The following is a 20,446-nucleotide window of genomic DNA, read 5'->3' as shown; positions in this document are numbered from 1 at the left end:
GTGATCGAGGGCAAGGGCGATCACTTATTGGGTCTGCGGTCGCCTTCCTCCCTCCTTGCCATGGTGAGCTGGCCTCGAAAGGATAAGCGGGATGATCCCGCCCATCGCGAGAGTGTCGATCTCGAAGTACCGCGGTCCCTTGCACCCGGACGGCATCGAGATGCATCTCGACGACAGCATCTATCTCGGCGACAAGCGGGAGTACCGTCTGCGCCGTGGCGACTTCGTCGCCAAGGCGCACGGCGCGCGGCAACTTGCCTCGGGCAATGTATGGGCGCGGATCCCTGCCGAGAGCGTATGGGTCTTCGCGGCGGCAGCCCCGAAATAGTCATCGGTACCAACGCCGCTTGCTCTCGGGGCGGCCTCGTTTATCATTCGGTCTCGCACAATGACGTCACAGCCTCGCATTGCCCTGATCCATGCCACGCCCATCTCGATGGAGCCGATCAGATGGGCGTTCGAAGCGGGATGGCCTGGCGCCGAAACCGTCAATATCCTCGAGGACAGCCTGGCAGTGGACCGCGCCAAAACCGCTGACCTGACGAGCGACATGGTCCGGCGCGTCGAGGCCTTGGCCAGCTATGCCCGTTCGATCGGAAGCGATGCCGTGCTGTTCACCTGCTCGGCGTTCGGGCAAGCGATTGAACAGGCCGCGGCGAAGCTGGACGTTCCGGTTCTGAAACCGAACGAGGCCATGTTTGAGACGGCGATCCGCCGTGGCGGTCGCACCGCAATGCTCTACACTTTCCCGCCGTCGAGGGAAGGAATGGAGCAGGAGTTCCGGGACGAAGCCGCCCGTATGGGCCAAGCTGCCACCATCACGAGCTATTTCGTGCCGGGCGCGATCGAGGCGGTGCGTGCAGGAGACGTGGAAACCCACAACCGGCTGATCGCGGCTGAAGCCGCCAAGCTGAAGGATTTCGATGCGATCGTCTTGGCACAGTTCTCCATGGCGCGCGCGCGGGATGCGGTCAAAGCGGCGACGAACATCCCCGTATCGACCAGTCCGGATGCGGCCGTCGCGAAGCTGCGCGTCCTTCTTGGCGCGGACCAACCCGCCTGACCAAAAGAAGGTCCCACGGAGCGCTCGACAGCTGCTCCGGTGGTTATTTCCAGATTTCCCGGGCAAGGCGCATGAAGTTGCCGCCTATGACGTCGCGGACCGCTCCTTCCGGCTGACCGCGACGAAGCAGAACCTCGGTCAGCTCTTTCATTTGGGCTGGTGCCGAATAGGTCGTTTCTCCCGCATATTCGCTCTTCGGCCAGAAATGCGGATTGCTGGCGATGATGTCGTCGATGCCTTCGATCTCGACCGGGACAGCATGGTCGAGGCCGATGCCAACATGGCGTGGGCCAGCGAGATCGATCAGATATTCGACATGGTCGGCCAGCCGTTCGGAATCGGTGCGCGCCTCGCCAAGGAAACGACTGAGCCCGACAACGCCGACGATGCCGCCGGTGCGGGCGCAGGCCTTGATCTGCTCGTCCGTGATGTTGCGACCGTGGGCGCAGAGCGCTTTCGGATTGGAGTGCGAGAAGATGACTGGCCGGTCCGTGTACTCCATCACGTCCATGGTGGTGCGATAGCCGGTGTGGCTCACATCCACGAACATGCCGAGGCGGTTCATCTCGTCGATCACCTGCCGACCGAACGCGGTCAGACCCGGGTCTTCGTCATGGCATCCGCCGCCGGCAAGGTTGTTGCGGTTATAGGCGAAAAGCATCTGGCGCACGCCAAGGCCATGGTAGAACTCGACCATCTCAATCCGGCCGTCCAGGGCGTTCATGCCTTCGATGTCAAAGGTGACCGCCAGCTTGCCTTGCGCCTTGGCAGCGAGGATTTCGTCGGCCGACGAGACCAGCACGTAGTGGGCGGGACGCGCCAGGATCCAGTGGCGGAAGCAGCTGAGATTGGTTACCGTCATTTCCCAGGACAGCAGATCGAACCCGACATCGATGGACAGATAGTCGACACCGGCGTCTCGCCAGATCCGCAGGTTGTTCAAGTCCGCGGCAGGATCCGGCATGAAGCCGGAATGGGCGTCCCAGACGACTTCGCTATCGAGAATGGACCGGGCTCTGGTTTGAAGGTTCATTGCCGTTCGTACCGGAATTTGCACCAGCCCCTACCATACTGGCTAGAATGGGGAAGTTGCGTCCGGTACGCAGAGCAGGTGCAAACTGCCTGAAGCTGGATCTGCCGTCACGCGCAACGGAATCCGGATTCGCCTTCGCCAGCATCTTCTGCCGAATGACTTCCGGCAAAAACGGATCGCAGATAGGACTGCCGACGATATTGTCGGCTCACGAATCGCTCAAACAAATCGAAATTCGCCCTCGCGAGAAAGGCGCCCGCAAAACGCGGACGCTCGCAGCCGGCAGCAACCTGTGTCGGTCGTCCGTTACTCTTCCGTCTTGCCCTCGAAATCCAGAAGCTTGCCAACAGGCACGTACTTCTGCCCGTCGAACTGATAGAGCTGCAGTGCCTCAATCGGGAAAATATCGGAGCCGGCTTTGGTGTTCAGCTTGATCCCGTCCAGCAATAGTGGATCGTCCCACTTCTGCATGTTGAAGACGGTGTCGAGGAGCTCAGCCCGGGTCGGCTTCTTCATGTGCTCGAGCGCCTTCACAAGAGCATCGCCGGTCGCGTAGCCGACCTGTCCGATCGTGTTGGCGAAGACGAAGTTGACCTTGGCCGCGGCGATATCGTCCAGATACTGGTCGATGCCCGCATCACCGGTTTTTTCCGGGCTAACGATCGGTTTCAGGAAATTCGAGGTGATGATGCCCTTGGCGTTCTCGAGCCCCACCGCCTGCAGGATCGGGTAGGCCGAGGAAAGGTTGGTGACGAGCGTCAGCGGCTTCCAGCCGCTCTCGGCCTGGAAGCGGATTGCTTCACCGCCTTGTTGCGGCGCGGCGATGATCACCAGCGTATCGGCGCCGGAAGCCTTGAGCGCTGTCAGTTGCGTTTCGACGGTCGGATCCTGCGAAGTCACCGGTTGCCGATCGACGACCTTGACGCCTGAGCCGTCGATGGCCTTGTCGAAGGCCTTCATGAAGGTTTCGCCGGTCTCGGTGTTGAGATAGAGGAGCGCGACCTTTGCCTCGGGCTTGTTGTCCTTCAGATAAGTGGCGAACGACGCCGCCTCGGTCGAGAAGGCCGGGACGAACCCTATTTCCTCGTGCGGCGCGTTCAGCTTGTGGACGCCGGAATACATGAAGACATTGGGCACTTTGCGTTGCTCGATATAGCGTCCGATGGCGACATTGTTCGGCGTGGCAGCCGTGCCGACAAGGGCGAAGACTTTGTCCTGCTCCACCATCTCGCGCACATTCGCAAGCGTTCGCTGCGGATCGAGCATGTCGTCCTTGATCACGAGCTCGATCTTGCGGGTCTTGCCGTCGGACATCTTGACGCCGCCGTGGGAATTGGCGGCCTCGACCCGGGCGCGGATGCCTTCTGCGACCGCGCCGACGACGGCGACGGGACCGGTGAGCGGACCGGTGATGCCGATCTTCACGGTGCTGTCGGTGATGCCCGGTGCCTCGTCAGCTTTCGCCGGAGCGACACCGACGGCCAGCGCAAGTATTGCCGCCGTCGCAAGCATTCTTGGCATACATGGTCTCATAACTTCCTCCCTGATTGGCTCATTGATCCGGCTTTGCCGTTGGCGTTCGACCGCGCCTTCAAGGCAGCGGCAAGTCTCTCCAGCAGACCGGCAACCCCTCCGCGCGCCAGAAGCATGATGCCGATCAGTGCCAGCGCGTAGATGACGTTGCCGAGTGCGAGATTGATGTTGGACGTCCATGTCGGGACGAAGGTGATGAACAGCCCGCCGATGAAGGCGCCGACAATGCTTGTCGAGCCGCCGACGATGCTCCCGATCACGATGGTGATGGAAAGTGGGGCGAGAAAGGACTGCGGGCTGATGAAGCCGTTGAGGATCGCGAAGACGCCGCCGCCAAGTCCGGCGAGCGCAGAGCTGATGGCGAACGCCCACAGCTTGGTCTTGGTCAGGTTGACGCCGAGAGCCTCCGCGATCTGCGGACTGTCCCGTTGCGCCTGGAGCGCGCGGCCGACGTCGCCGAGGAGAACGAGATAGACGATGAATGCCGCGACGCAGGCGCACCCCAGCGACACCAGATAGAGCCAGAGCTCGGAGTAATCGGCCAGGAACGCAGGCGGCTCCAAGGAATCGATCGGCAAGCCGGAGACTCCGCCCGTCCAACTGCCGAGCTTCAACAGAAGCTGCGGAAAGGCCGCCGCGACACCAAACGTGATGATCGCAAGTTGCAGCCCCTGCAGACGCAGGGCCGGCAGTCCGACGACGAGACCGGCCAGCGCGGTAAAAACAGCTGCCGCGGGCAGGGTCGCCAACGGGTGGACGCCATAGGTCGCGTTCAAGATGGCGGTGACGTAGGCGCCGATGCCGAACAGCGTCCCCTGGGCGAGGCAGATCTGCCCGGCAAACCCCATAAGCAGGTTGAGGCCAAGAATGGCGACCGCATAGGAGATGGCGATGCTCACCTGCTGCAACTGGAAGCCTGACAAAGTGGCCGGCAGCAATGCGGCGACCAGCACAAAACCAGCGGTTGCCGCGACCGTGCGCCGAATGTCGTTGCTCATAGCTTGGTGACCTTCTGTGAGCCGAACAGACCGACCGGCTTGACCAGCAGGACGAAAAGGGTGAGCCCGATCGGGACCGCGATGCGCATGTCCGCGCCGAGAAAGCCGATGTAGTTGGCGCCAAGGCTCTCGCTGACGCCCACCAGAAGGCCTCCGGCTATCGCGCCGAGCGGACTGTCCCAGCCGCCAACGGTTGCCGCGGCAAGGCCGTAGAATAGGATCGGGGTCATCATGGTCGGGCTCAAAAACAGCCGTGGCGCGACCAGCACCGCCGCGATCATTCCGATCGCCGCGGCGAAACCCCAGCCGAGCATCAGCATGCGCTCGACGTTGATGCCCACCAGAACGCTGCGAACGCGGTCGAAGGCCGCGGCACGCATGGAGAGCCCAAGCCTTGTGAAGGCGAAGAGGGAGGCGATGGCCGCGGCCAGGACAATGAGGATCAGCAAGGTACCGGCCGACGAAGCCAGCACCTGTACCTCACCGAGGCTGAAGCTGCCTTCGGGAAAAAGGCTGGGGAACGGCTTCTGCTCGGCGCCCCAGAGCCACGTCACCATCGCCTGGAAGAGCACAAACATGCCGAGCGTGACGACCACTGTCGCCTCGACTGGTGCTGCCAGGAGCGGGCGGACGAAGACCCGAAACGCCAAGATTCCCAGCACAAAGGAACCGGCCAGGCCGATTGCAATCGAAAGCCACAATGGCAGGCCCCACAGGCATAGCTGCCAGGTGCAGTATGCCGAGAAAGTCGCCATTTCGCCTTGACCGAAATTGACGACGTTGGTGGCGCGAAAGATCAACACCAGTGCAAGGGCAAGAGCCGCATAGATGGCGCCGGTGGCAAGACCGCTGAGGACGATTTGCAGGAAAAGGGTCAAGCCCCGCCTCCCAACTGCAACGCCGAGGCCGTCGACCTGCGCGCCTTCGATCCGAGAGCCTTGGCCAAGGGAACCCTGGCGTTTGAGGACGGGGAAATGGCGGTTACCACCATCAGGAATGGCAGTCCGGCGGTATCGTGAATGTCGATGAAGGAGGCTGCATCGAGGCGGTCGGCCGACGCCCGCCTTGTAAGACGCGAGACCAGCACGAGGACAATGACCAGCACGGCGTAGACTCCGCCTGGGGCAATGCCGCAAACAATGATCTGGTAAAACGTCGCCACGTTAGTCCCCAAGGTAAGATTTCTGGATATGCTCATCTGCAAGTATCGCGCCGGCTGAGCCGCCGGCCACGATATGCCCGGCCTCGATGACATAGGCGCGGTCGGCGAACTTGAGCGACAGGTCCGCGTTCTGCTCCACGACCAAGAGCGTCAAGCCATCGATGTCGCGGAGTTCCTTGAAGATCGCGAATATTTCGCGCGTGATGACGGGCGCGAGACCCAATGATGGCTCGTCGCATAGCAGCAGTTTTGGCCGCGACATGAGCGCTCGCGCAACCGCGAGCATCTGCTGCTCGCCTCCGCTCAGATTGCCGGCCAGTTGGGAGCGGCGTTCGCGCAATCGCGGAAAGCGATCGTACCACCGCTCCTTGTCCTGTCGGACCTGGCGGGCATCGGAGACGATTGTGGCGCCCAGCGTCAGATTCTCGTCGACCGTGAATTCCGTGAAAGTGCCTCTGCCCTGGGGAATCTGCGCTAAGCCGCGTTGCAGACGCCGTTCCGGCGCCATCTTTTGCAAGTCGCTTCCCATATAGGCGATCTCGCCGGCCGAGCGGATCGTGCCCGAAAGCGCGCGCAGCAAAGTGGTTTTTCCCGCGCCATTGGCGCCGAGCAGGACGACGAATTCGTTCTGCGCGATTGCGAGCGAGCAGTCAAAAAGCGCCCGTACCTTGCCGTAGGAGGCCGAGAGATTGCGGACGTCAAGCAGTCTCACGTGCTCCTCCCGAGATAGGCGCCGATGACGGCTTCATTGGTCCTGATTTCTTCGGGGCGTCCTGACGCCAGATTTCGACCGAGGTGGAACACATGGATCCGGTCGCACAGGCTCATCACCAGACCCATGTGATGCTCGATCAGGAGGATCGAGAGCCTGCGGCTGTGCCGGATCGTATTGACGAGGGTGCCGAATTCGGTGACCTCGCCATGGGTCAGTCCGCCGGCCGGCTCATCCAGCAACAGGAGCTTGGGCTCGGCCGCCAGGGCGCGTGCGATCTCCATCCGCTTTTGCAAGGGATAGGGCAGGGAGTCGGCGCGCACGCTCGATAATGCGGCCATTCCCAATTCATCCAGAATTGATTCAGCCTTGCGGCGGACCGTCTTCTCCTCGGCCCACGCACCGAAGGGATTGAGAAGGGCACGCGCGACTTTTCCACCCATCTTGTGGTGTGCGCCGAGCATGACGTTCTCCAGGACGCTCAGCGAGCCGTATACGCCGACATTTTGGAATGTCCGAGCGATCCCGAGACCGATGATGTCGCGCACCGCCGAATTGGAGATTATCCGACCCGACAGCTCTACGGTGCCGCGTTGAAGGCGTGCAAGGCAGGTGATGGCATTCAGGAAGGTGGTCTTGCCCGCGCCATTCGGGCCGATCAAGCCGCAAATCTCGCCATCGCCGACGTCGAGCGAGACATTGTCGAGCGCCTGCACGCCTCCGAAGCTGACCGATACGCCATCCGCCGCGAGCACCGGCAGATAGGCTTTGATATGTTCCTGCACAGCCACGCACTCCTCCCAGGCGTGTCAGCGGAACCGGCGCTTCCGCGTCTGTCCCACTTTAGATACCATATAGTATTTGAAGTCTGAGTCGTATGTCAACCGACTTCGCCGGTGCACCTGCACTAAGGCGCGGCGGGTTCCGGCCAGCTGCCCAGTCGGATTGACAAGGTTAGTGAGATACGCTTTGGTATTTGAAATCTGACCGGTATCCGGAAGGGGTCGGTCATGGAGAACTCAGACCGGGGAGGACGGTGTGACTTCATCCTGCCGCAAGGTGCCGCGAGCGTGTGCCCGCTATCCTGTAGCCAACAACGGTAATGCGACGTGATTGGCGTTGCCCGATCGCCGCAGGAGGCCGTTATGCTGGCGGTCGCCATTTGCGGCCTTTTGTCGTTCGCCTTGAGCGGCCTGATGCGATGGGGGCGCGTCGATCGCCGTTGGTACGATCTCTTGATCCCGCTCGGCTTCTTCCTGTCCTACTGGTTGACCTACAATCGCCTTCCCTCCTTCCCTCCGGTCGGCGCCGTCAACAAGGTGTTCTACCTGGCGGCGGTTGGATCGATCCTGGGCGTGGCGACGGAATGGACAGGCAGCCGCAGGCTCGGACAGTTGCTGTTGGCGGCAATGCCGGTCGCCTCAGCAGCTTACATCGGCGATACGATTGCCCTGGCGCAGCCTCTCGACCTGGTTGTCGCCGCTCTGGCCGGAGCGGCAGCGCTATATGCACTTCATCGGGAAGCTGACTATCCCGATGAGGGATCAGGCCTGCGCCCTGCGATCATGCTCGCGGTTGCCAGCGCAGGCTTTGCTCCCATTGCCTTCATGGGGGCTTCATCATCCAGCCTGCAACTGTCTCTTGGCGTCGCCTTTGGCATCGCCGGCATCGTGGTTGGGCACCTGTCCCGGCCGAATTACCGCTTCGGATGGGCATCCTTGCTCGGCGGAGCGGCGGGCATGATGGCTGTGGCGCAGACCGTCGCGCTGATCACCCGCAAGATCGACCTTCTCGCCCTTGCGGTGCTCCTGCTGCTTTTCCTGGTCTCTTCGGCCTGCCGCGTGATCCTCGATCGTCTCGATCAGAAAACCCCTGCACTCGCCACGTTCGTCTTCGCAGGGTTTTGCCTGGTGCCGGCCGTCGCGGCAGTCGCAGTCATGCTGGCACGGAAGGGGTTCAGCCTTCCGCTGTGAATTCGCTTTTCGTGCATCAACAAAGGAGGATGGAATGAACTACAGACTGAAACTAGCTTTGCTAGCTGCACTCGCAACGGCGCCAATCGGGCCGGCAACCGCACAGCCGATCACGTTCGACATCGATCCGGTTCATTCCGGCATCGTGTTCTTCATCAATCATCTCGGCTTCTCCAACGTCATCGGCGTCGCAAAAGAGTTCTCCGGGGAATTCACCTTCGACAAGGACGCGCCTGAGGCCAGCAAGCTGCAGGCCAAGGTCAAGGTGTCCAGCATCTCCACCAACAATGCCCAGCGCGACAGCGACATCCAGGGCGCCGACTGGTTCAATGCCACCGAGTTTCCGGAGATCACCTTCGTCGGCACCAAATTCACCAAGTCCAGCGACAAGCAGGGCACCATCACGGGCGATCTCACCATCGCCGGTGTGACCAAGCCGGTGACGCTCGACGTGACCTTCAACGGCCAGGGCAAGAACCCGTGGGACGGCAGTCTTGAGGCCGGCTTCAGCGCGACTGCCAAGTTGAAGCGCAGCGACTTCGGCATTACGGCCAATCTTCCCCTGATCGGGGACGAGGTCACGCTGCGCATCGAAACGGAGGGGCGCGGCCGCAGCTGACGGCGGCTTCGCGTTGTCCTGAGCGCGCCGGACGTCCTCGCGGATGTCCGGCGGTGCTGACTGATAGGCTGCGCGTGGCAATCGTGCAGCAACATTCGCCCATGTAGCGGCAACGAGAGACCATGGCGCGCCGACGATCGGCGCGCCATGGTCTGGCTCGGCTCTCGGGAGGTGGCTGCGCGCTTAAGCGATCGACGAGCGATCGTCGGCTTCGAGGTCTTGCCACGAGCCACGCTCGTAGAGCCACCTGGCCGTATTCTTGATGCCGCCAAACGGAAAGACATGCAGCTGCGCGATTGCCGACTCCGGCTTTGCCCGCAGATGGTGCTCGATCGGGCCGACGAAGCTCTCCGGCGAGTGACTGGTGGCAAGGGCGGCAAGCGAGGCGCTGCGCTTTTTCAAGAAATTCAGCGAATTGCCGACGCCGCACAAGGCGGCGTATTTTAGCAAGGTCGTGATCTTGGCAGTACCGGCCACGCCAAGATGGATCGGCAGGTCCACCCCGGAAACCGCCAGGCCGTCCGCCCAGGCGATGAACTTGTCCGCGTCGAAGCCAAATTGGGTGACGACACGCATCTTTGCCCCGGTCCGCTCGGCCCAGGCGCTCTTCATCCGGAGCGCTGCAATCGCCGCCTCGTCGCCAAAGTCGCGACTGCCTTCCGGATGGCCGGCTACACCGACCTCGGCGATGCCGTACTTGTCAACGAAACCAGTCTCGAGCACCTCGAAAGAGGAGGAAAATGAACCGGCTGGGGTAGCCACGTCGCCGCCGATGATGAGCAAGTCGCGGACACCCGCTTCCTCAGCCAAAGCCTTCACCCGCGTTTCCAGCGCTTGGCGCGTGGTCAGTCGGCGAGCGGCCATATGGGGAACCGCGGTGTAGCCAAGGTCCGCGACGCGACGCGCTGCCTTGACCAGGGTCGGCGTGTCCGCCAGGCCGATATCGGTGATGTAGACCCGGACCCCCGACGGGAAAAGGCCCGGTAGGTCAGGGGAGTCGATCACCTGGCTTGGCGCCATCTCGATCGAGGCGCCGATAGAGGAGGGGCGGATAGCAGCTTTTTCCATGCGCGTGGCTCCGTTGTTAGGCGAAGACGACGGTCTTGCGTCCATTGAGCAAGACCCGATCCTGAAGGTGGAAGGCGACCGCGCGGGCCAGCACGCGGCGTTCGATGTCCCGACCCTTGCGAACGAGGTCCTCGGGCGTGTCGGCATGGGTCACATGTTCGACGTCCTGGGCGATGATCGGACCCTCGTCCAAGTCTTCGGTGACGTAGTGCGCCGTTGCTCCGATCATCTTCACGCCGCGCTCATGCGCCTGGTGATAGGGCTTGGCGCCCTTGAACCCCGGCAGGAAAGAATGGTGGATGTTGATGCAGCGGCCGGAGAGATAGGCTGAGAAGTCGTCGGATAGGATCTGCATATAGCGGGCCAGCACGATAAGCTCGGCGCCGCTATCTTCTATCACGCGCTTGATCTTCGCCTCCTGGGCGGCCTTGGTCTCATGGCTGATCGGGAAGTGGTGGAAGGGAATGGCGTCGTCGGAGGCGAGGTTGAGACCTTCTCGCGGATGGTTGGAGACGATGGCGACAACCTGCATGGGCAACTCGCCCAGTCGTTGGCGGTAAAGCAGGTCTACCAGGCAGTGGTCGAATTTCGAGACAAGCAGCAGAACCTTGCGGGGCAGGTTCTGGGGCCGCAATGTCCATTGCAGGCCGAAGCGGTTGACCTCCTCGGAAAAACGCCCGGCGAGATCATCGAGGGGCGAAGGCAAATCGAACGCTACCCTCATGAAGAACCGATCCGTCTCGGGGTCGTCGAATTGCTGGGCCGCGGTGATGTTGGCGCCATGTGCTGCCAAACGGCTCGCCACGCCGGCGACGATGCCCGGCCGGTTCTTGCATTGGAGCGTAAGCAGATAGGACTTTTCCATACCCGGTCTCCGGGTTGACGGCCGAGCTGAAGGGCAAGGCGGTTTCTCGCGTCGCAAAGCGACACCGGCAGGAGGTCCCGCCAGTCTGTTGTCGTCGGGTGCGGTTGCCGTGAGGGGAGGGCGGCCGTGATGCCGCCCTCGGTTCAGGCGTGCGGCTTAGGCGTTCTTGCGATAGCTGGTGCGTGCGTGCGCGTCGATCGGCGCCGGGTGGACGGTGGCGCGGATCTTGAACTGCACGTGGTCTTCAACCTGCACCTTGGAGGATGGCTTGGGCTCGCCCCAGACCACCACCAGTTCGGTGCCAGGCTCTGCCACTGCCGCATCCACGACCGCGATCGACATCATCGAACGGTAGTTGGCCGAGTATCCGGTATGAAGCGAACGCCCGGCCAAGCTTCCGTTTGGCGCCTCGACCCGGTCGTAGTGATAGGTCGCGTAGTGGGCGATCGGAAGGTTGATGAACTTCGCTCCGACACCTGGCTGGTACATCGAGGCCCACGCCTTGGCGACGTCGTCGCCGTTCCACTGCAGCGTCACCTTGCGGTTGGCCGTGGTCCGGCCGTCGGCGACCTGGGCCTCGAGGGCCTTGCGGCCGATGAAGTCGTGGTCGAATTTGACGATCTTTCCGTAGCCCACGTCGTAGGGCGAGAAGTAATAGTCCTCGATGTTCTCGGAAAAGAAGCTTCCGCCGAGAGACACATTGGCATCGATCTCGTCCGCGCCAAGCCACTTGCGGAAGCCCGCCGTGCTCTTGCCCGAGTAGAACGCCGGCAACGGGCGCGGAAGCCATCCGGACTCGAGCGAGTTGGTCAGGTAAGCCCGGCCGCCGACCTGAATCATGTTGTGCTTTTTGCCCGCCTCGAGCAGAGCGGCCCGAACGACCTCATGATCGGCCCAGGGCCCGACGAACTCGAAGCCTGGTTCGCCCGCCATGCCGTGGCGAAGCGCGCGGACCATCTTGCCGGCGATCGTGAAGCGGGTGCCGTGGAAGAACTTCACATCCGGCGGCTCGCCGCCGATGAGTTCCCGGATCACGTTGAACGCGCCAGGTCCCTGGATCTCGTAGCGGTAGCACAGCGGATTTCCCTTGCGGGCATAGGACGGATTGTCCCGCACGAGCTCGACGTCGTAACCGCCGGTCTCGGCATGATACTGAAGCCAGTTGATCGTCGGCGGAATGCCCACCGCCTGGAATTCGTCTTCCTCATAGCGGAACAGGATGTTGTCGCCGATGAGCTGGCCCTCGTCGTTGACCGCTACATACTGCTTCGCGGCGTTGACGGGAAAGTATTCAACGCTGTTGATCGCCGTGTCGCGGATGAGCTTCAGCGCATCCTTGCCGCGGATGTTCAGGTCGGCGAGATGGTGCGACTGGTCATAGAGCACGGCGTTGCTGCGCCAAGCGAGCTGTTCGTCGCGCCAGTTGGTGAATTCCGGCGTCACCGGCGTGCTGACGATCGGCGGGCTCTGCGATTCCCAGAGCATGGTTTGGGCGCTTCCAGCGTCAGCGATCTTCTGTTCGAGATTAGCAGCCATTTTCAATCCTCCTGTGCAGCTCCTTTCCGGCTAAGCCCTTGCAGGACATCTAACAACCCAATAGGTTCGATACAGGTGATCGAAATTTTGCATAGAGAGTAGGCGCCATGCTGTCGGAGGAACTTGCCCAGATCGACCTGAATGCTTTGCAGGCATTGGTCATGGTCAACGACTGCCGGTCCTTTTCAGAGGCGTCGGAGCGCCTCGGCGTCAACCAGTCGACGATCAGCTATTCGATCAAGCGGCTTCGAAAGGCCTTCAACGACCCGATGTTCGTTCGGCAGGGCAACTCGATCCTGTCGACCGACAAATGCCGTCAACTCGCCCAGGAAGCGCGCGATGTCCTCGAGCGCATGCAGGCGTTGTCCTCTCTGCAAGGTTTTGATCCCGCTACGTCCACGGGCAGCGTGACGATCTCCTGTAACCATCACGAGCGTATGTTCCTGATGCCGGCCTTCGTGCGCCAGGTCCAGCAGCAGGCGCCCCAGATCGCAGTCAACATTTTTGAATCCGCGGTGCACGGCAGGCAGCAGCTCAAGGAAAACATCTGCGATATCGTGCTTGGCCCGGTGGCGATTTTCGGCGATATCTACTACCGGCGCAAACTCTTCACCGACCGCTACGCTTGCATCATGGATTCCAGCCATCCGCTTGCGGCCGGCGAACTGACGATGGATCGCTACCGGCAGACGCGGCATATCGCCGTGACCCACAATGGCCAGTGGGAGGCGTTGTACTTCGCGGCGCTTCGGGCAATCGACGTCAGGATTACGCCGAGCGTGATCGTGCCGAGCCACGACAATCTTGAAGCATTGATCCGGGGCACGGAGCTGGTCGCGACCATTCCCTATCGCCTGGCCCGCCGGCTTTCGGACAAGTTGACGTTAAAACCTTTCCCTCTCGAGGTGCTGATCCAGATCGACATGTATTGGACCGAGCGTTCTCACTATTCGGGCCTGCATGCGTGGACGCGCCAGATCCTCGCCGACGTGGCGGCAACGATCTGAGCGGTCCGAAGCCCAGCCGAGGCTGGTGTGGTCTCTGGGATGGTAACCGCCGCGTCAGACAGTGGCGCCGAGCATGATCACGGAGATCGTCGCCGGCTGGTCGCCTGGATTGCGCCATGCGTGACGAGTGCCCTGCTGGACTACGGTGTCGCCGGCATTTAGCTCGACAGTCCTGCCGTCATCGAGTTCCAGGATCAGTCTGCCCTTGACCACCGTGACGTAGTCGACGGTCGGGGTCTGGTGCATGCCAGGGCTGTCCGGCTCCATCCGCTCGGCAATGCCAGGTGACGCCTCGATGAGTTCGGGACCAGCTACCGCGGGGTTCCATTCCGATGACATGTAGACGCTGTCGGGAGGGAAAGTAATGATCCAGAACGATGATCCGCCTGCCGGCATGACCATGGTGCCGGTCGTCTCCATGGGGTCCTTGTTGTCGATGCTCCGCAGCTCTGGCGCCTCCTCGATTTTCCACTGTGGCGACGATACGAAACCTGGCGTGTGGCGCAGGACCATTTCCCCAGGGGAGGGACCGTCACTGACGACCACTGACTTACCGGCGTTGTCCCTGCCAGTGACGATGCGCCGAACCTGCATATCAAACCTCCCAGGTAGATGTTCAAAGTCACAGTGCCGAGATGAGGCAAGCGAGCGCCCAAAAAAGCGGGAATTCCGGTCCCATCTGCTGCCAGCGCCATTTGGCGCCGTTGATCTTCACCACTGCGTAGGCTGCTCCGAGCAGCACGACGATCGCGCAACCGGTTGCTGCTTTCGAATAGACGTTGAAAATCATGCCGAGCGCGGCAAGCACCTCGAGGACGATTGTCAGGACAAGGAATGCCTTGCCAGGCTTCAGACCGGCCTTCTCAAATGTGACCGGCGCCTTATCGAAGTTCCTGACCTTCCCGATCAGATGCGGCAGGAACCAGACTCCACATAGGATCCTCAGGCAGTCCTGAGGCTGCAACTCGAACGGCATTGTACGTCTCCTCCCAGCAGCGTGACGGCTGCAGTCGTTGTGAGCGGGCCCGGTTTTGGCCGCCAGCCACCCTGCGAAATCGAGCGTAGGCCCGAGGGCAGCAGCGATGGTTGGTACCGGCACCGCAAATCGGGTCTTGCGTCTCCCAATCCAGATACTGTACGGTATCCACAGTCCAATCGGAATGTCAACTCGATCCGGTTTGGCGGTATTTGAGGAGGAACATCGTGACAGTGATGATGCGCGCCGCACGGTTGCATGCGGTAAACGAACCAATGCGGATCGAGGAGATCGCCAAGCCTCGAGCGTGCGGAACAGATGTCGTGGTCGAGGTCAAAGCCTGCGGTATGGTCCCGAACCTCGCCAACGTGCTGAACAACTGGGAGAACTGGTATCCTCACCAGCCGCTGCCTCCCAAGCCCGCGACGTTTGGCCTTGACCCCGCCGGCATCGTGCACGAAGTGGGCGAGCAGGTCGTTGCCTTGAAGCCCGGAGACCGTGTCTACGTCAATCCGTTGCGTTCGTGCGGTGCCTGCCACGCCTGCGCCAGCGGCAACCAGATGAAGTGCGACTACTTCACCTTCGCCGGATATTTCGGGTTCAATCGCAACAGCCTGGAAATCTACAAGCGCTATCCCGGCGGCGGCTTCGCTCAATTCATGCGCGCGCCCCAGAGCGCCATCGTCAAGATACCCGACAATATGACGTTTCCGCAGGCTGCCCGCATGGGCTATCTCGGCACGTCCTATTCGGCGCTCAAGAAGCTGGGCAACCTTGCGGGCAAGTCGCTGATCATCAACGGCGCGACCGGGACGCTGGGTGTCGGCGCCACCATGTTCGCGCTCGCCATGGGGATATCCACCATCTACGCGGTCGCGCGCGGCAAGCCATTGCTGGAAAAGCTGAAGCGCCTCGCGCCGAACCGGATCGAGATTTTTTCCAGCCTGGACGGCAAGGTCGCGGACTGGGTGCGCTCCAAGCACCACTCCGGCGCGGATCTCATGCTCGACAGCCTTGGCGCGGTGGCCGACGTCAACGCCATGAGGGACGCGATGATGGGCGTCAAACGCGGCGGCACCATCGTCAACATCGGCGGTACGGGCGCCGACATGCTGTTCAACACCAAATGGTGGATGGACAATTCGATGGTGCTCACCGGTTCGGCCTGGCTCAGCACCGCGGAGGGCATCGAGATAGCGGAGCTGGTCCGGTCTGGCGCGGTCGACCTGTCCGTGCTGGAAGCCCGCACCTATCCGCTGGACCAGATCAATGAGGCGATCAACGGCGTAGCCTCGGGCGACGGTGGCTTCACCAACTATGTGCTGGAGCCCTGAGCTGCGGTTGGAGAATGCCATGATAATCGACTGCCACGGTCACTACACCACCGAGCCCCCGGCGCATCATGCCTATCGCAAGGCCCAGGTGGCGTTTGCCGAGGGCCAGCGCGACGCAGGTCCGGTCTATCCCGCCATAAGCGACGAGACGCTTCGCGCGACCGTCGAAGAAAACCAGCTTCGTCTTCAGCAGGAGCGCGGCTCGGACGTGACAATTTTGTCGCCCCGGGCCTCGGGCATGGGTCATCATGTCGGCAGCGCTGCGCTGAATGCCGAATGGTCCCGTGTCTCCAATGATCTCATTGCGCGCATCGTGGACCTGTTCCCGCTGAACTTTGCCGGTGTCTGCCAGCTGCCGCAGTCGATGAGCGGTGACCTCGCTCCTGTGCTGGCTGAACTCGAGCGCTGTGTGGACGAGCTCGGCTTCGTCGGCTGCAATCTCAACCCCGATCCGTCCGGCGGCTTCTGGTCCGCGCCGCCAATCTATGACCGCTACTGGTATCCGCTCTTCGAGAGGATGGTCGAGCTCCAGGTGCCGGCCATGATCCATGTCTCGGGCGCGTGCTCGGACTGCCTGCACACCACCGGTGCGCACTACATCAATGCCGACACCACGGTGTTCATGCAGCTGATCCAGGGCGACCTGTTTCGCGCTTTCCCAGACCTCAAGCTAATCATTCCCCACGGCGGCGGCGCGGTTCCCTATCACTGGGGCCGCTATCGCGGGCTGGCAATCATGATGGAAAAGCCGGATCTCGCCACGCACCTGATGCGCAACGTCTATTTCGACACCTGCGTCTACCACCAGGCGGGGATCGACACGCTGTTTCGCGTGATCGGTCCGGACCACATCCTCTTCGGCTCGGAACTGCTGGGCGCGGTCAAGGCGGCTGACCCGCTGACCGGCTTCAACTTCGACGACACGCGCCGTTACATCGATGCTTTGGGCCTCGACGAAGCCGACCGCGCGGCGGTGTTCGAGGGCAATGCGCGCAAAGTCTACCCGCGGCTGGACGAGAGGCTCAAGCGACAGGGTCGCTAGCGAGGTCCGGCCGGCACGAATCTCTGGAGATATCAATGGCAAAAGTCGTGACAAACACCGAACGTACGCCGATCGAAGTGTGCGACGCACTGGGCGCGCTGGGGGTGGCAACCGTTCACGAGGCCCAGGGACGCAAGGGGCTGCTGGCCTCGCGGCTGCGTCCCATCTATGACGGCGCCAGGATCGGCGGCAATGCGCTTACCTGCGAGGTGGCGCCGGGCGACAACTGGACCATTCATGTTGCATTGGAGCAGGCGCGGCCGGGCGATGTGCTCGTCGTGACTCCGATCTCTCCATGCGAAGACGGATTTTTCGGCGACCTTCTGGCTGAATCGGCGATGGCGCTCGGCATCCGAGGCCTCGTGATCGATGCCGGCGTGCGCGATGTGGCCGCTTTGCGAGCGATGAAGTTCCCGGTCTGGTCGAAGGCGATCTTCGCTCAGGGAACGGTAAAGGAGACGCCGTGCGATTGCCAGGTTCCGATCATCTGCGCCGGTGCCCGCATCTGCCCTGGCGACGTGATCGTCGCCGATGATGATGGCGTCTGCGTGGTGCCGCGTGCCAATGCCGAGTTGGTTGCGAGAACGGCACGAGAGCGGGAGGCGGCCGAGGAAGACAAACGTCGCCTCTACGCTGCAGGCAAGCTCAGCCTGGACGTCAACTCAATGCGCGAACGGCTGCGCTTGAAGGGACTTGTCTACGAATAGGCACCCGACGTCCACGAAGGAGAATCGGTCGGCCCACCAACGTGGCGTGGCATGGTTCGCGTCAGGACGCTGCAGTCCGCTTGCGCACGGCCTTTCCGTTCTTGTGCCTAAAAAGATGAGCCTCGTGCATCGACGTCAGCGCGACCCGCACCATTTCGCCGGGCGCCCTGTCGTCCATAAAACTCGACATGCCGCCATAGACGAGTTCGAGGACGATACCGCCGACATAGAGTGGCCGGGGTTCCGCATCCCCATACGGAAACAGCTTCTCCGACAACAGCCTGCCCAGCCCTTCCCACTGGTCCCTGAACAGGCGCAGGTGCCGATCCTCCAGCGTGTTGTCGCGGCGCGCGATGCGCAGCAGGTCGATGGCCAGCGTTCCCCAGCGCTTGTCCTTGGCGCGTTGGTTGGCCCATTCGCAAATGGATTCGATGACATCCTTCGGCTCGTCAACGCTGCGAAGCCTTTCGGTCAGTTCGACCACATCTCCGCCGGCGTTGCGCTCCAGCAGTTGCAGGAAGATGTCTTCCTTGTTCGTGAAATTGGAGTAGAAGGCCCCCTTCGAGAAGCCGGCCTCCTCTGCGATCCGCTCGATCGATGCGCCGGAATAGCCGTCTCGGGCCACCATCTCGCTGGCCGAAGCCAAAAGCTTTTCGCGCGTCAAGGCTTGGCTTTGTTCACGGGTCAGTCGCGCCATCTTTGATCATCCAATGAACGTATCGGGATACCCAGCGTATCTGAGCAAGCAACTTAGGGTCGTCGACCTCCAAGGGCAAGCGAAGGTGAGGGGTCAGTTGCGGGATTGCTTTGGTGCACGGCAGGATGGGTTCAGCCGACAGTGGTGCAAGCGGCGTCGAGGTAAGAAGCATCGAAGGCGTGCAGCGCTTGGCTCCGAAGGGCCTCATCGAGCAAATGCGCGCGGATCATCAGGTCGATCGTCGTGCGCAATGCGTTTGCCGGCACGGCCAGCTTGTCCGGCCACATGCCCATGTCACGCATGTATCCTAGAGCACGATTGGCCAGGGTGGAGCTTTCCGGCGTGGTGATGCGTTGGAAGATCGGCAATGTTACGTCCTGCCGCGCCGGTTCATTGGTGATCGCATGGGCCTCAATCAGGGCGTTGATGAAGCGTATGACCACATCTCGATTGGCTTGCAGCCACGATGATCGGCCGATGACCGCGGTGAAGAGGATCTCGGGTATGAACTCATTGACCTCGCCGATCAGCTTGTAGCCTTGGTCCTCGGCCAGGAAGTTCCACGGCGCGGGCTGGGGAGCACAGTCGACTTGCCCGGCCTGCAGCGCCTCCCACCGTTTGGTATGAATACCCGCAAGCACGAATTCGTAGTCGGCGGGGTAGTGCAGTCCTTGGGAAGCCAGCACAATCTGCGTGTAAATCGCAGTACCCTCGGTGAGCGAGGACGTGCCAATCCTCTTTCCTCGAAGGTCCGCCAGGGTGGCGATTTCTGGCCGCGCCACGAGAGACATCGGCAGCCGCACTGCATTGGCCGCAACAATGCGCAGTTCTCCACCGTTCACGAAGTCCGCGACTGCTCCTTCTGGCGGCGTAATCGCAAGGTCGGCCTCACCCTCAAGGACAGCTCCCGTTGCCTTGTCGACGCTGCCGAAGCGCTTGTATTCGATGGCAATGCCGTGCTTGCCGAATAATCCCAACTCGTCTGCAAGGAAGACCGGAAGCCAATTGAATCCCTGCGCTCCGCCCGCGAGGCGAAGCTGGGCAGGCGTGGAAGGATCAGCTGTCGTGTTTTCGGCCATTGGCTCCTCCCGCCGGTATTCAGCACTGGGCGTTTAAATACTATAGGTATTGGAATTCTAAGCGGTATGTCAACCGGCCGCGCTTTTTTCCTCGCAGCCCGGCTGACTGAGCTACCGTGAACAATGGTCCGCGTGCTCTCGATCGCGAAAAGCGGCCAACAGGGGCTACGGCCCTTGGCACCATACTGCACATGCTATCGTGAATTCGAAGCGGTCCTAAACGGCGCCGCTTCTCTTAAGTCCAGTTCCGGACGCCAGATTCTTGCTGCCGGTCCACGCAATCCAAGGCCCTAGCCGAGTGCCCTAGACGAAGACCTGATCGATTTAGCTAAATCATTGAATAAAAGATAAAAAATGGTTGGCTGGGGCGCCAGGATTCGAACCTGGGAATGTCGGTACCAAAAACCGATGCCTTACCACTTGGCGACGCCCCAGCAGCCGGGCGGTGCCCGCTGCGCGCGGCCTTATAGGACGAGCCGGTCGAAAGCTCAATGCCTGGACCTCTGACATCCAAAGTAATCTAGCCGCATGTCTGCGCCGGCGGATTGCCGCCGCGTTCGGGCGTAATCTGGAGGGAGATCGATCCGGCGACCGGAATTGCGGGCTATTCGCCCCACACGGCCAACTCGTTGCCGGCCGGGTCGGTGAAGTGGAACCGCCTGCCGCCTGGGAAGGAAAAGATCGGCTTGATGATGCTGCCTCCGGCATTCTCAACGGCCTCCAGCGTCTCCTCCAGGTTTTCGGAATAGAGCACGGGCAGCGGTCTGGCGGGCGCTTCGCCCGCATCGGCCTGGAAGCCGCCGTCGAGCCCCTCGGCAAAAGCGGAGTAAGTTGGCCCGTAATCGGTGAAAGACCAGGAAAACGCCGCGCTGTAGAAGGATTTGACGCTGTCCAGCGTGCCGCCGGTGGCCGGAAGTTCCAGATAGTCGAGTTTTCCCTCGAGTTTCATCGCGCTACTCCACTTTGTTCTTGTTGTGTTCTATCTCGCGCAACTCACACCGGCAAGTCTTTTTGACGCAGCTTTTGCTTAATCGATTGTAGT

At 61.6% G+C, this 20,446-nt stretch carries 23 protein-coding genes and 1 tRNA gene; 8 read left to right on the top strand and 16 right to left on the bottom strand.

Annotated features, from left to right (window positions below; all coding sequences use genetic code 11):
- Nucleotides 1-91: 91 nt before the first annotated feature.
- Together P9217_RS04905 and P9217_RS04900 are read left to right on the top strand one after the other, a co-directional pair.
- Complete coding sequence (locus P9217_RS04905) at nt 92-328, top strand: hypothetical protein (protein ID WP_067327877.1); 237 nt, start codon at nt 92-94, stop codon at nt 326-328.
- Nucleotides 329-436: 108 nt separating this feature from the next.
- A complete protein-coding gene (locus P9217_RS04900) occupies nt 437-1,063 on the top strand; it encodes an arylsulfatase (RefSeq protein ID WP_336618891.1) in 627 nt (208 codons plus the stop codon).
- 43 nt (nt 1,064-1,106) lie between these two features.
- Here the strand turns inward: P9217_RS04900 and P9217_RS04895 are convergent, their stop codons facing one another.
- From P9217_RS04895 to P9217_RS04865, 7 genes are all read right to left on the bottom strand, one after another.
- On the bottom strand, nt 1,107-2,096 hold the full coding sequence (locus tag P9217_RS04895; RefSeq protein ID WP_278086505.1) for a membrane dipeptidase: 990 nt from the start codon (nt 2,094-2,096) through the stop codon (nt 1,107-1,109).
- A 306-nt stretch (nt 2,097-2,402) separates the two neighbouring features.
- Nucleotides 2,403-3,617: an ABC transporter substrate-binding protein gene (locus P9217_RS04890; RefSeq protein WP_278086506.1), complete on the bottom strand. Its 1,215-nt coding sequence runs from the start codon at nt 3,615-3,617 to the stop codon at nt 2,403-2,405.
- 8 nt (nt 3,618-3,625) lie between these two features.
- On the bottom strand, nt 3,626-4,627 hold the full coding sequence (locus P9217_RS04885; protein ID WP_278086507.1) for a branched-chain amino acid ABC transporter permease: 1,002 nt from the start codon (nt 4,625-4,627) through the stop codon (nt 3,626-3,628).
- A complete protein-coding gene (locus tag P9217_RS04880) occupies nt 4,624-5,505 on the bottom strand; it encodes a branched-chain amino acid ABC transporter permease (RefSeq protein ID WP_067327882.1) in 882 nt (293 codons plus the stop codon). The genes P9217_RS04885 and P9217_RS04880 overlap by 4 nt, the downstream gene beginning before the upstream one ends.
- Nucleotides 5,502-5,789: a hypothetical protein gene (locus P9217_RS04875; protein ID WP_278086508.1), complete on the bottom strand. Its 288-nt coding sequence runs from the start codon at nt 5,787-5,789 to the stop codon at nt 5,502-5,504. The genes P9217_RS04880 and P9217_RS04875 overlap by 4 nt, the downstream gene beginning before the upstream one ends.
- Nucleotide 5,790: 1 nt before the next feature.
- A complete protein-coding gene (locus tag P9217_RS04870) occupies nt 5,791-6,501 on the bottom strand; it encodes an ABC transporter ATP-binding protein (protein ID WP_066997920.1) in 711 nt (236 codons plus the stop codon).
- Nucleotides 6,498-7,292, bottom strand: a complete 795-nt coding sequence (locus P9217_RS04865; protein WP_245475282.1) for an ABC transporter ATP-binding protein — start codon at nt 7,290-7,292, stop codon at nt 6,498-6,500. Before P9217_RS04865 ends, P9217_RS04870 begins: the two co-directional genes overlap by 4 nt.
- Before the next feature lie 444 nt (nt 7,293-7,736).
- Here P9217_RS04865 and P9217_RS04860 point away from each other — a divergent pair, with 444 nt between their 5' ends.
- Nucleotides 7,737-8,474, top strand: a complete 738-nt coding sequence (locus P9217_RS04860) for a hypothetical protein (RefSeq protein ID WP_127850493.1) — start codon at nt 7,737-7,739, stop codon at nt 8,472-8,474.
- Between the two features lie 34 nt (nt 8,475-8,508).
- Nucleotides 8,509-9,093 (top strand): YceI family protein, encoded by a 585-nt coding sequence (locus P9217_RS04855; RefSeq protein WP_127239387.1) that lies wholly within the window; start codon nt 8,509-8,511, stop codon nt 9,091-9,093.
- 183 nt (nt 9,094-9,276) lie between these two features.
- Here the strand turns inward: P9217_RS04855 and P9217_RS04850 are convergent, their stop codons facing one another.
- From P9217_RS04850 to P9217_RS04840, 3 genes are all read right to left on the bottom strand, one after another.
- Nucleotides 9,277-10,161, bottom strand: coding sequence for a methylenetetrahydrofolate reductase (locus tag P9217_RS04850; RefSeq protein ID WP_127239386.1), 885 nt, complete (start codon nt 10,159-10,161; stop codon nt 9,277-9,279).
- 16 nt (nt 10,162-10,177) lie between these two features.
- Nucleotides 10,178-11,026: a formyltetrahydrofolate deformylase gene (purU, locus tag P9217_RS04845; protein WP_127239385.1), complete on the bottom strand. Its 849-nt coding sequence runs from the start codon at nt 11,024-11,026 to the stop codon at nt 10,178-10,180.
- A gap of 156 nt (nt 11,027-11,182) precedes the next feature.
- Nucleotides 11,183-12,562 carry an aminomethyltransferase family protein gene (locus P9217_RS04840; protein WP_127239384.1) on the bottom strand — a complete coding sequence of 460 codons (1,380 nt, stop codon included), beginning with the start codon at nt 12,560-12,562 and terminating at the stop codon, nt 11,183-11,185.
- Between the two features lie 107 nt (nt 12,563-12,669).
- Here P9217_RS04840 and P9217_RS04835 point away from each other — a divergent pair, with 107 nt between their 5' ends.
- The gene (locus P9217_RS04835) at nt 12,670-13,569 is read left to right on the top strand and encodes a LysR family transcriptional regulator (protein WP_127239383.1); all 900 of its coding nucleotides are present in this window, start codon (nt 12,670-12,672) and stop codon (nt 13,567-13,569) included.
- Between the two features lie 54 nt (nt 13,570-13,623).
- Here P9217_RS04835 and P9217_RS04830 read toward each other — a convergent pair whose 3' ends face one another.
- Nucleotides 13,624-14,163, bottom strand: coding sequence for a cupin domain-containing protein (locus P9217_RS04830; protein ID WP_067327891.1), 540 nt, complete (start codon nt 14,161-14,163; stop codon nt 13,624-13,626).
- A gap of 28 nt (nt 14,164-14,191) precedes the next feature.
- Nucleotides 14,192-14,545, bottom strand: a complete 354-nt coding sequence (locus tag P9217_RS04825) for a DoxX family membrane protein (RefSeq protein WP_066997887.1) — start codon at nt 14,543-14,545, stop codon at nt 14,192-14,194.
- A 236-nt stretch (nt 14,546-14,781) separates the two neighbouring features.
- Here P9217_RS04825 and P9217_RS04820 point away from each other — a divergent pair, with 236 nt between their 5' ends.
- The 3 genes from P9217_RS04820 to P9217_RS04810 are packed head-to-tail and all read left to right on the top strand — an operon-like array spanning nt 14,782 to nt 17,628.
- Nucleotides 14,782-15,879, top strand: coding sequence for an alcohol dehydrogenase catalytic domain-containing protein (locus P9217_RS04820; RefSeq protein WP_164746630.1), 1,098 nt, complete (start codon nt 14,782-14,784; stop codon nt 15,877-15,879).
- A 19-nt stretch (nt 15,880-15,898) separates the two neighbouring features.
- On the top strand, nt 15,899-16,921 hold the full coding sequence (locus tag P9217_RS04815) for an amidohydrolase family protein (RefSeq protein WP_127239381.1): 1,023 nt from the start codon (nt 15,899-15,901) through the stop codon (nt 16,919-16,921).
- Nucleotides 16,922-16,956: 35 nt separating this feature from the next.
- On the top strand, nt 16,957-17,628 hold the full coding sequence (locus P9217_RS04810; protein WP_067327894.1) for a 4-carboxy-4-hydroxy-2-oxoadipate aldolase/oxaloacetate decarboxylase: 672 nt from the start codon (nt 16,957-16,959) through the stop codon (nt 17,626-17,628).
- Nucleotides 17,629-17,689: 61 nt separating this feature from the next.
- Here the strand turns inward: P9217_RS04810 and P9217_RS04805 are convergent, their stop codons facing one another.
- The 4 genes from P9217_RS04805 to P9217_RS04790 all read right to left on the bottom strand — a co-directional run bounded on the left by P9217_RS04805 (nt 17,690) and on the right by P9217_RS04790 (nt 20,353).
- Nucleotides 17,690-18,325, bottom strand: coding sequence for a TetR/AcrR family transcriptional regulator (locus P9217_RS04805; protein ID WP_066997878.1), 636 nt, complete (start codon nt 18,323-18,325; stop codon nt 17,690-17,692).
- A gap of 131 nt (nt 18,326-18,456) precedes the next feature.
- Nucleotides 18,457-19,404, bottom strand: a complete 948-nt coding sequence (locus P9217_RS04800) for an ABC transporter substrate-binding protein (protein ID WP_127239379.1) — start codon at nt 19,402-19,404, stop codon at nt 18,457-18,459.
- A 359-nt stretch (nt 19,405-19,763) separates the two neighbouring features.
- Nucleotides 19,764-19,838 (bottom strand) — tRNA-Gln (locus tag P9217_RS04795).
- Between the two features lie 170 nt (nt 19,839-20,008).
- Nucleotides 20,009-20,353, bottom strand: coding sequence for a VOC family protein (locus P9217_RS04790; RefSeq protein ID WP_066997872.1), 345 nt, complete (start codon nt 20,351-20,353; stop codon nt 20,009-20,011).
- Nucleotides 20,354-20,446 lie beyond the last annotated feature (93 nt).

The organism is Mesorhizobium sp. WSM4989 (genome assembly GCF_029625795.1).
Lineage (GTDB): Bacteria > Pseudomonadota > Alphaproteobacteria > Rhizobiales > Rhizobiaceae > Mesorhizobium.
This window is presented reverse-complemented; position numbering and strand designations above follow the sequence as displayed.

Excerpts from the sequence above, each read along its gene's own strand:
- P9217_RS04825 (WP_066997887.1), bottom strand. The coding sequence starts at position 14,545 with ATGCCGTTCGAGTTGCAGCCTCAGGACTGCCTGAGGATCCTATGTGGA.
- P9217_RS04900 (WP_336618891.1), top strand. The coding sequence starts at position 437 with ATGGAGCCGATCAGATGGGCGTTCGAAGCGGGATGGCCTGGCGCCGAA.
- P9217_RS04815 (WP_127239381.1), top strand. The coding sequence starts at position 15,899 with ATGATAATCGACTGCCACGGTCACTACACCACCGAGCCCCCGGCGCAT.
- P9217_RS04835 (WP_127239383.1), top strand. The coding sequence starts at position 12,670 with ATGCTGTCGGAGGAACTTGCCCAGATCGACCTGAATGCTTTGCAGGCA.
- P9217_RS04885 (WP_278086507.1), bottom strand. The coding sequence starts at position 4,627 with ATGAGCAACGACATTCGGCGCACGGTCGCGGCAACCGCTGGTTTTGTG.
- P9217_RS04850 (WP_127239386.1), bottom strand. The coding sequence starts at position 10,161 with ATGGAAAAAGCTGCTATCCGCCCCTCCTCTATCGGCGCCTCGATCGAG.
- purU (WP_127239385.1), bottom strand. The coding sequence starts at position 11,026 with ATGGAAAAGTCCTATCTGCTTACGCTCCAATGCAAGAACCGGCCGGGC.
- P9217_RS04810 (WP_067327894.1), top strand. The coding sequence starts at position 16,957 with ATGGCAAAAGTCGTGACAAACACCGAACGTACGCCGATCGAAGTGTGC.
- P9217_RS04905 (WP_067327877.1), top strand. The coding sequence starts at position 92 with ATGATCCCGCCCATCGCGAGAGTGTCGATCTCGAAGTACCGCGGTCCC.
- P9217_RS04830 (WP_067327891.1), bottom strand. The coding sequence starts at position 14,163 with ATGCAGGTTCGGCGCATCGTCACTGGCAGGGACAACGCCGGTAAGTCA.
- P9217_RS04805 (WP_066997878.1), bottom strand. The coding sequence starts at position 18,325 with ATGGCGCGACTGACCCGTGAACAAAGCCAAGCCTTGACGCGCGAAAAG.
- P9217_RS04895 (WP_278086505.1), bottom strand. The coding sequence starts at position 2,096 with ATGAACCTTCAAACCAGAGCCCGGTCCATTCTCGATAGCGAAGTCGTC.
- P9217_RS04855 (WP_127239387.1), top strand. The coding sequence starts at position 8,509 with ATGAACTACAGACTGAAACTAGCTTTGCTAGCTGCACTCGCAACGGCG.
- P9217_RS04820 (WP_164746630.1), top strand. The coding sequence starts at position 14,782 with ATGATGCGCGCCGCACGGTTGCATGCGGTAAACGAACCAATGCGGATC.
- P9217_RS04790 (WP_066997872.1), bottom strand. The coding sequence starts at position 20,353 with ATGAAACTCGAGGGAAAACTCGACTATCTGGAACTTCCGGCCACCGGC.
- P9217_RS04840 (WP_127239384.1), bottom strand. The coding sequence starts at position 12,562 with ATGGCTGCTAATCTCGAACAGAAGATCGCTGACGCTGGAAGCGCCCAA.
- P9217_RS04890 (WP_278086506.1), bottom strand. The coding sequence starts at position 3,617 with ATGCCAAGAATGCTTGCGACGGCGGCAATACTTGCGCTGGCCGTCGGT.
- P9217_RS04800 (WP_127239379.1), bottom strand. The coding sequence starts at position 19,404 with ATGGCCGAAAACACGACAGCTGATCCTTCCACGCCTGCCCAGCTTCGC.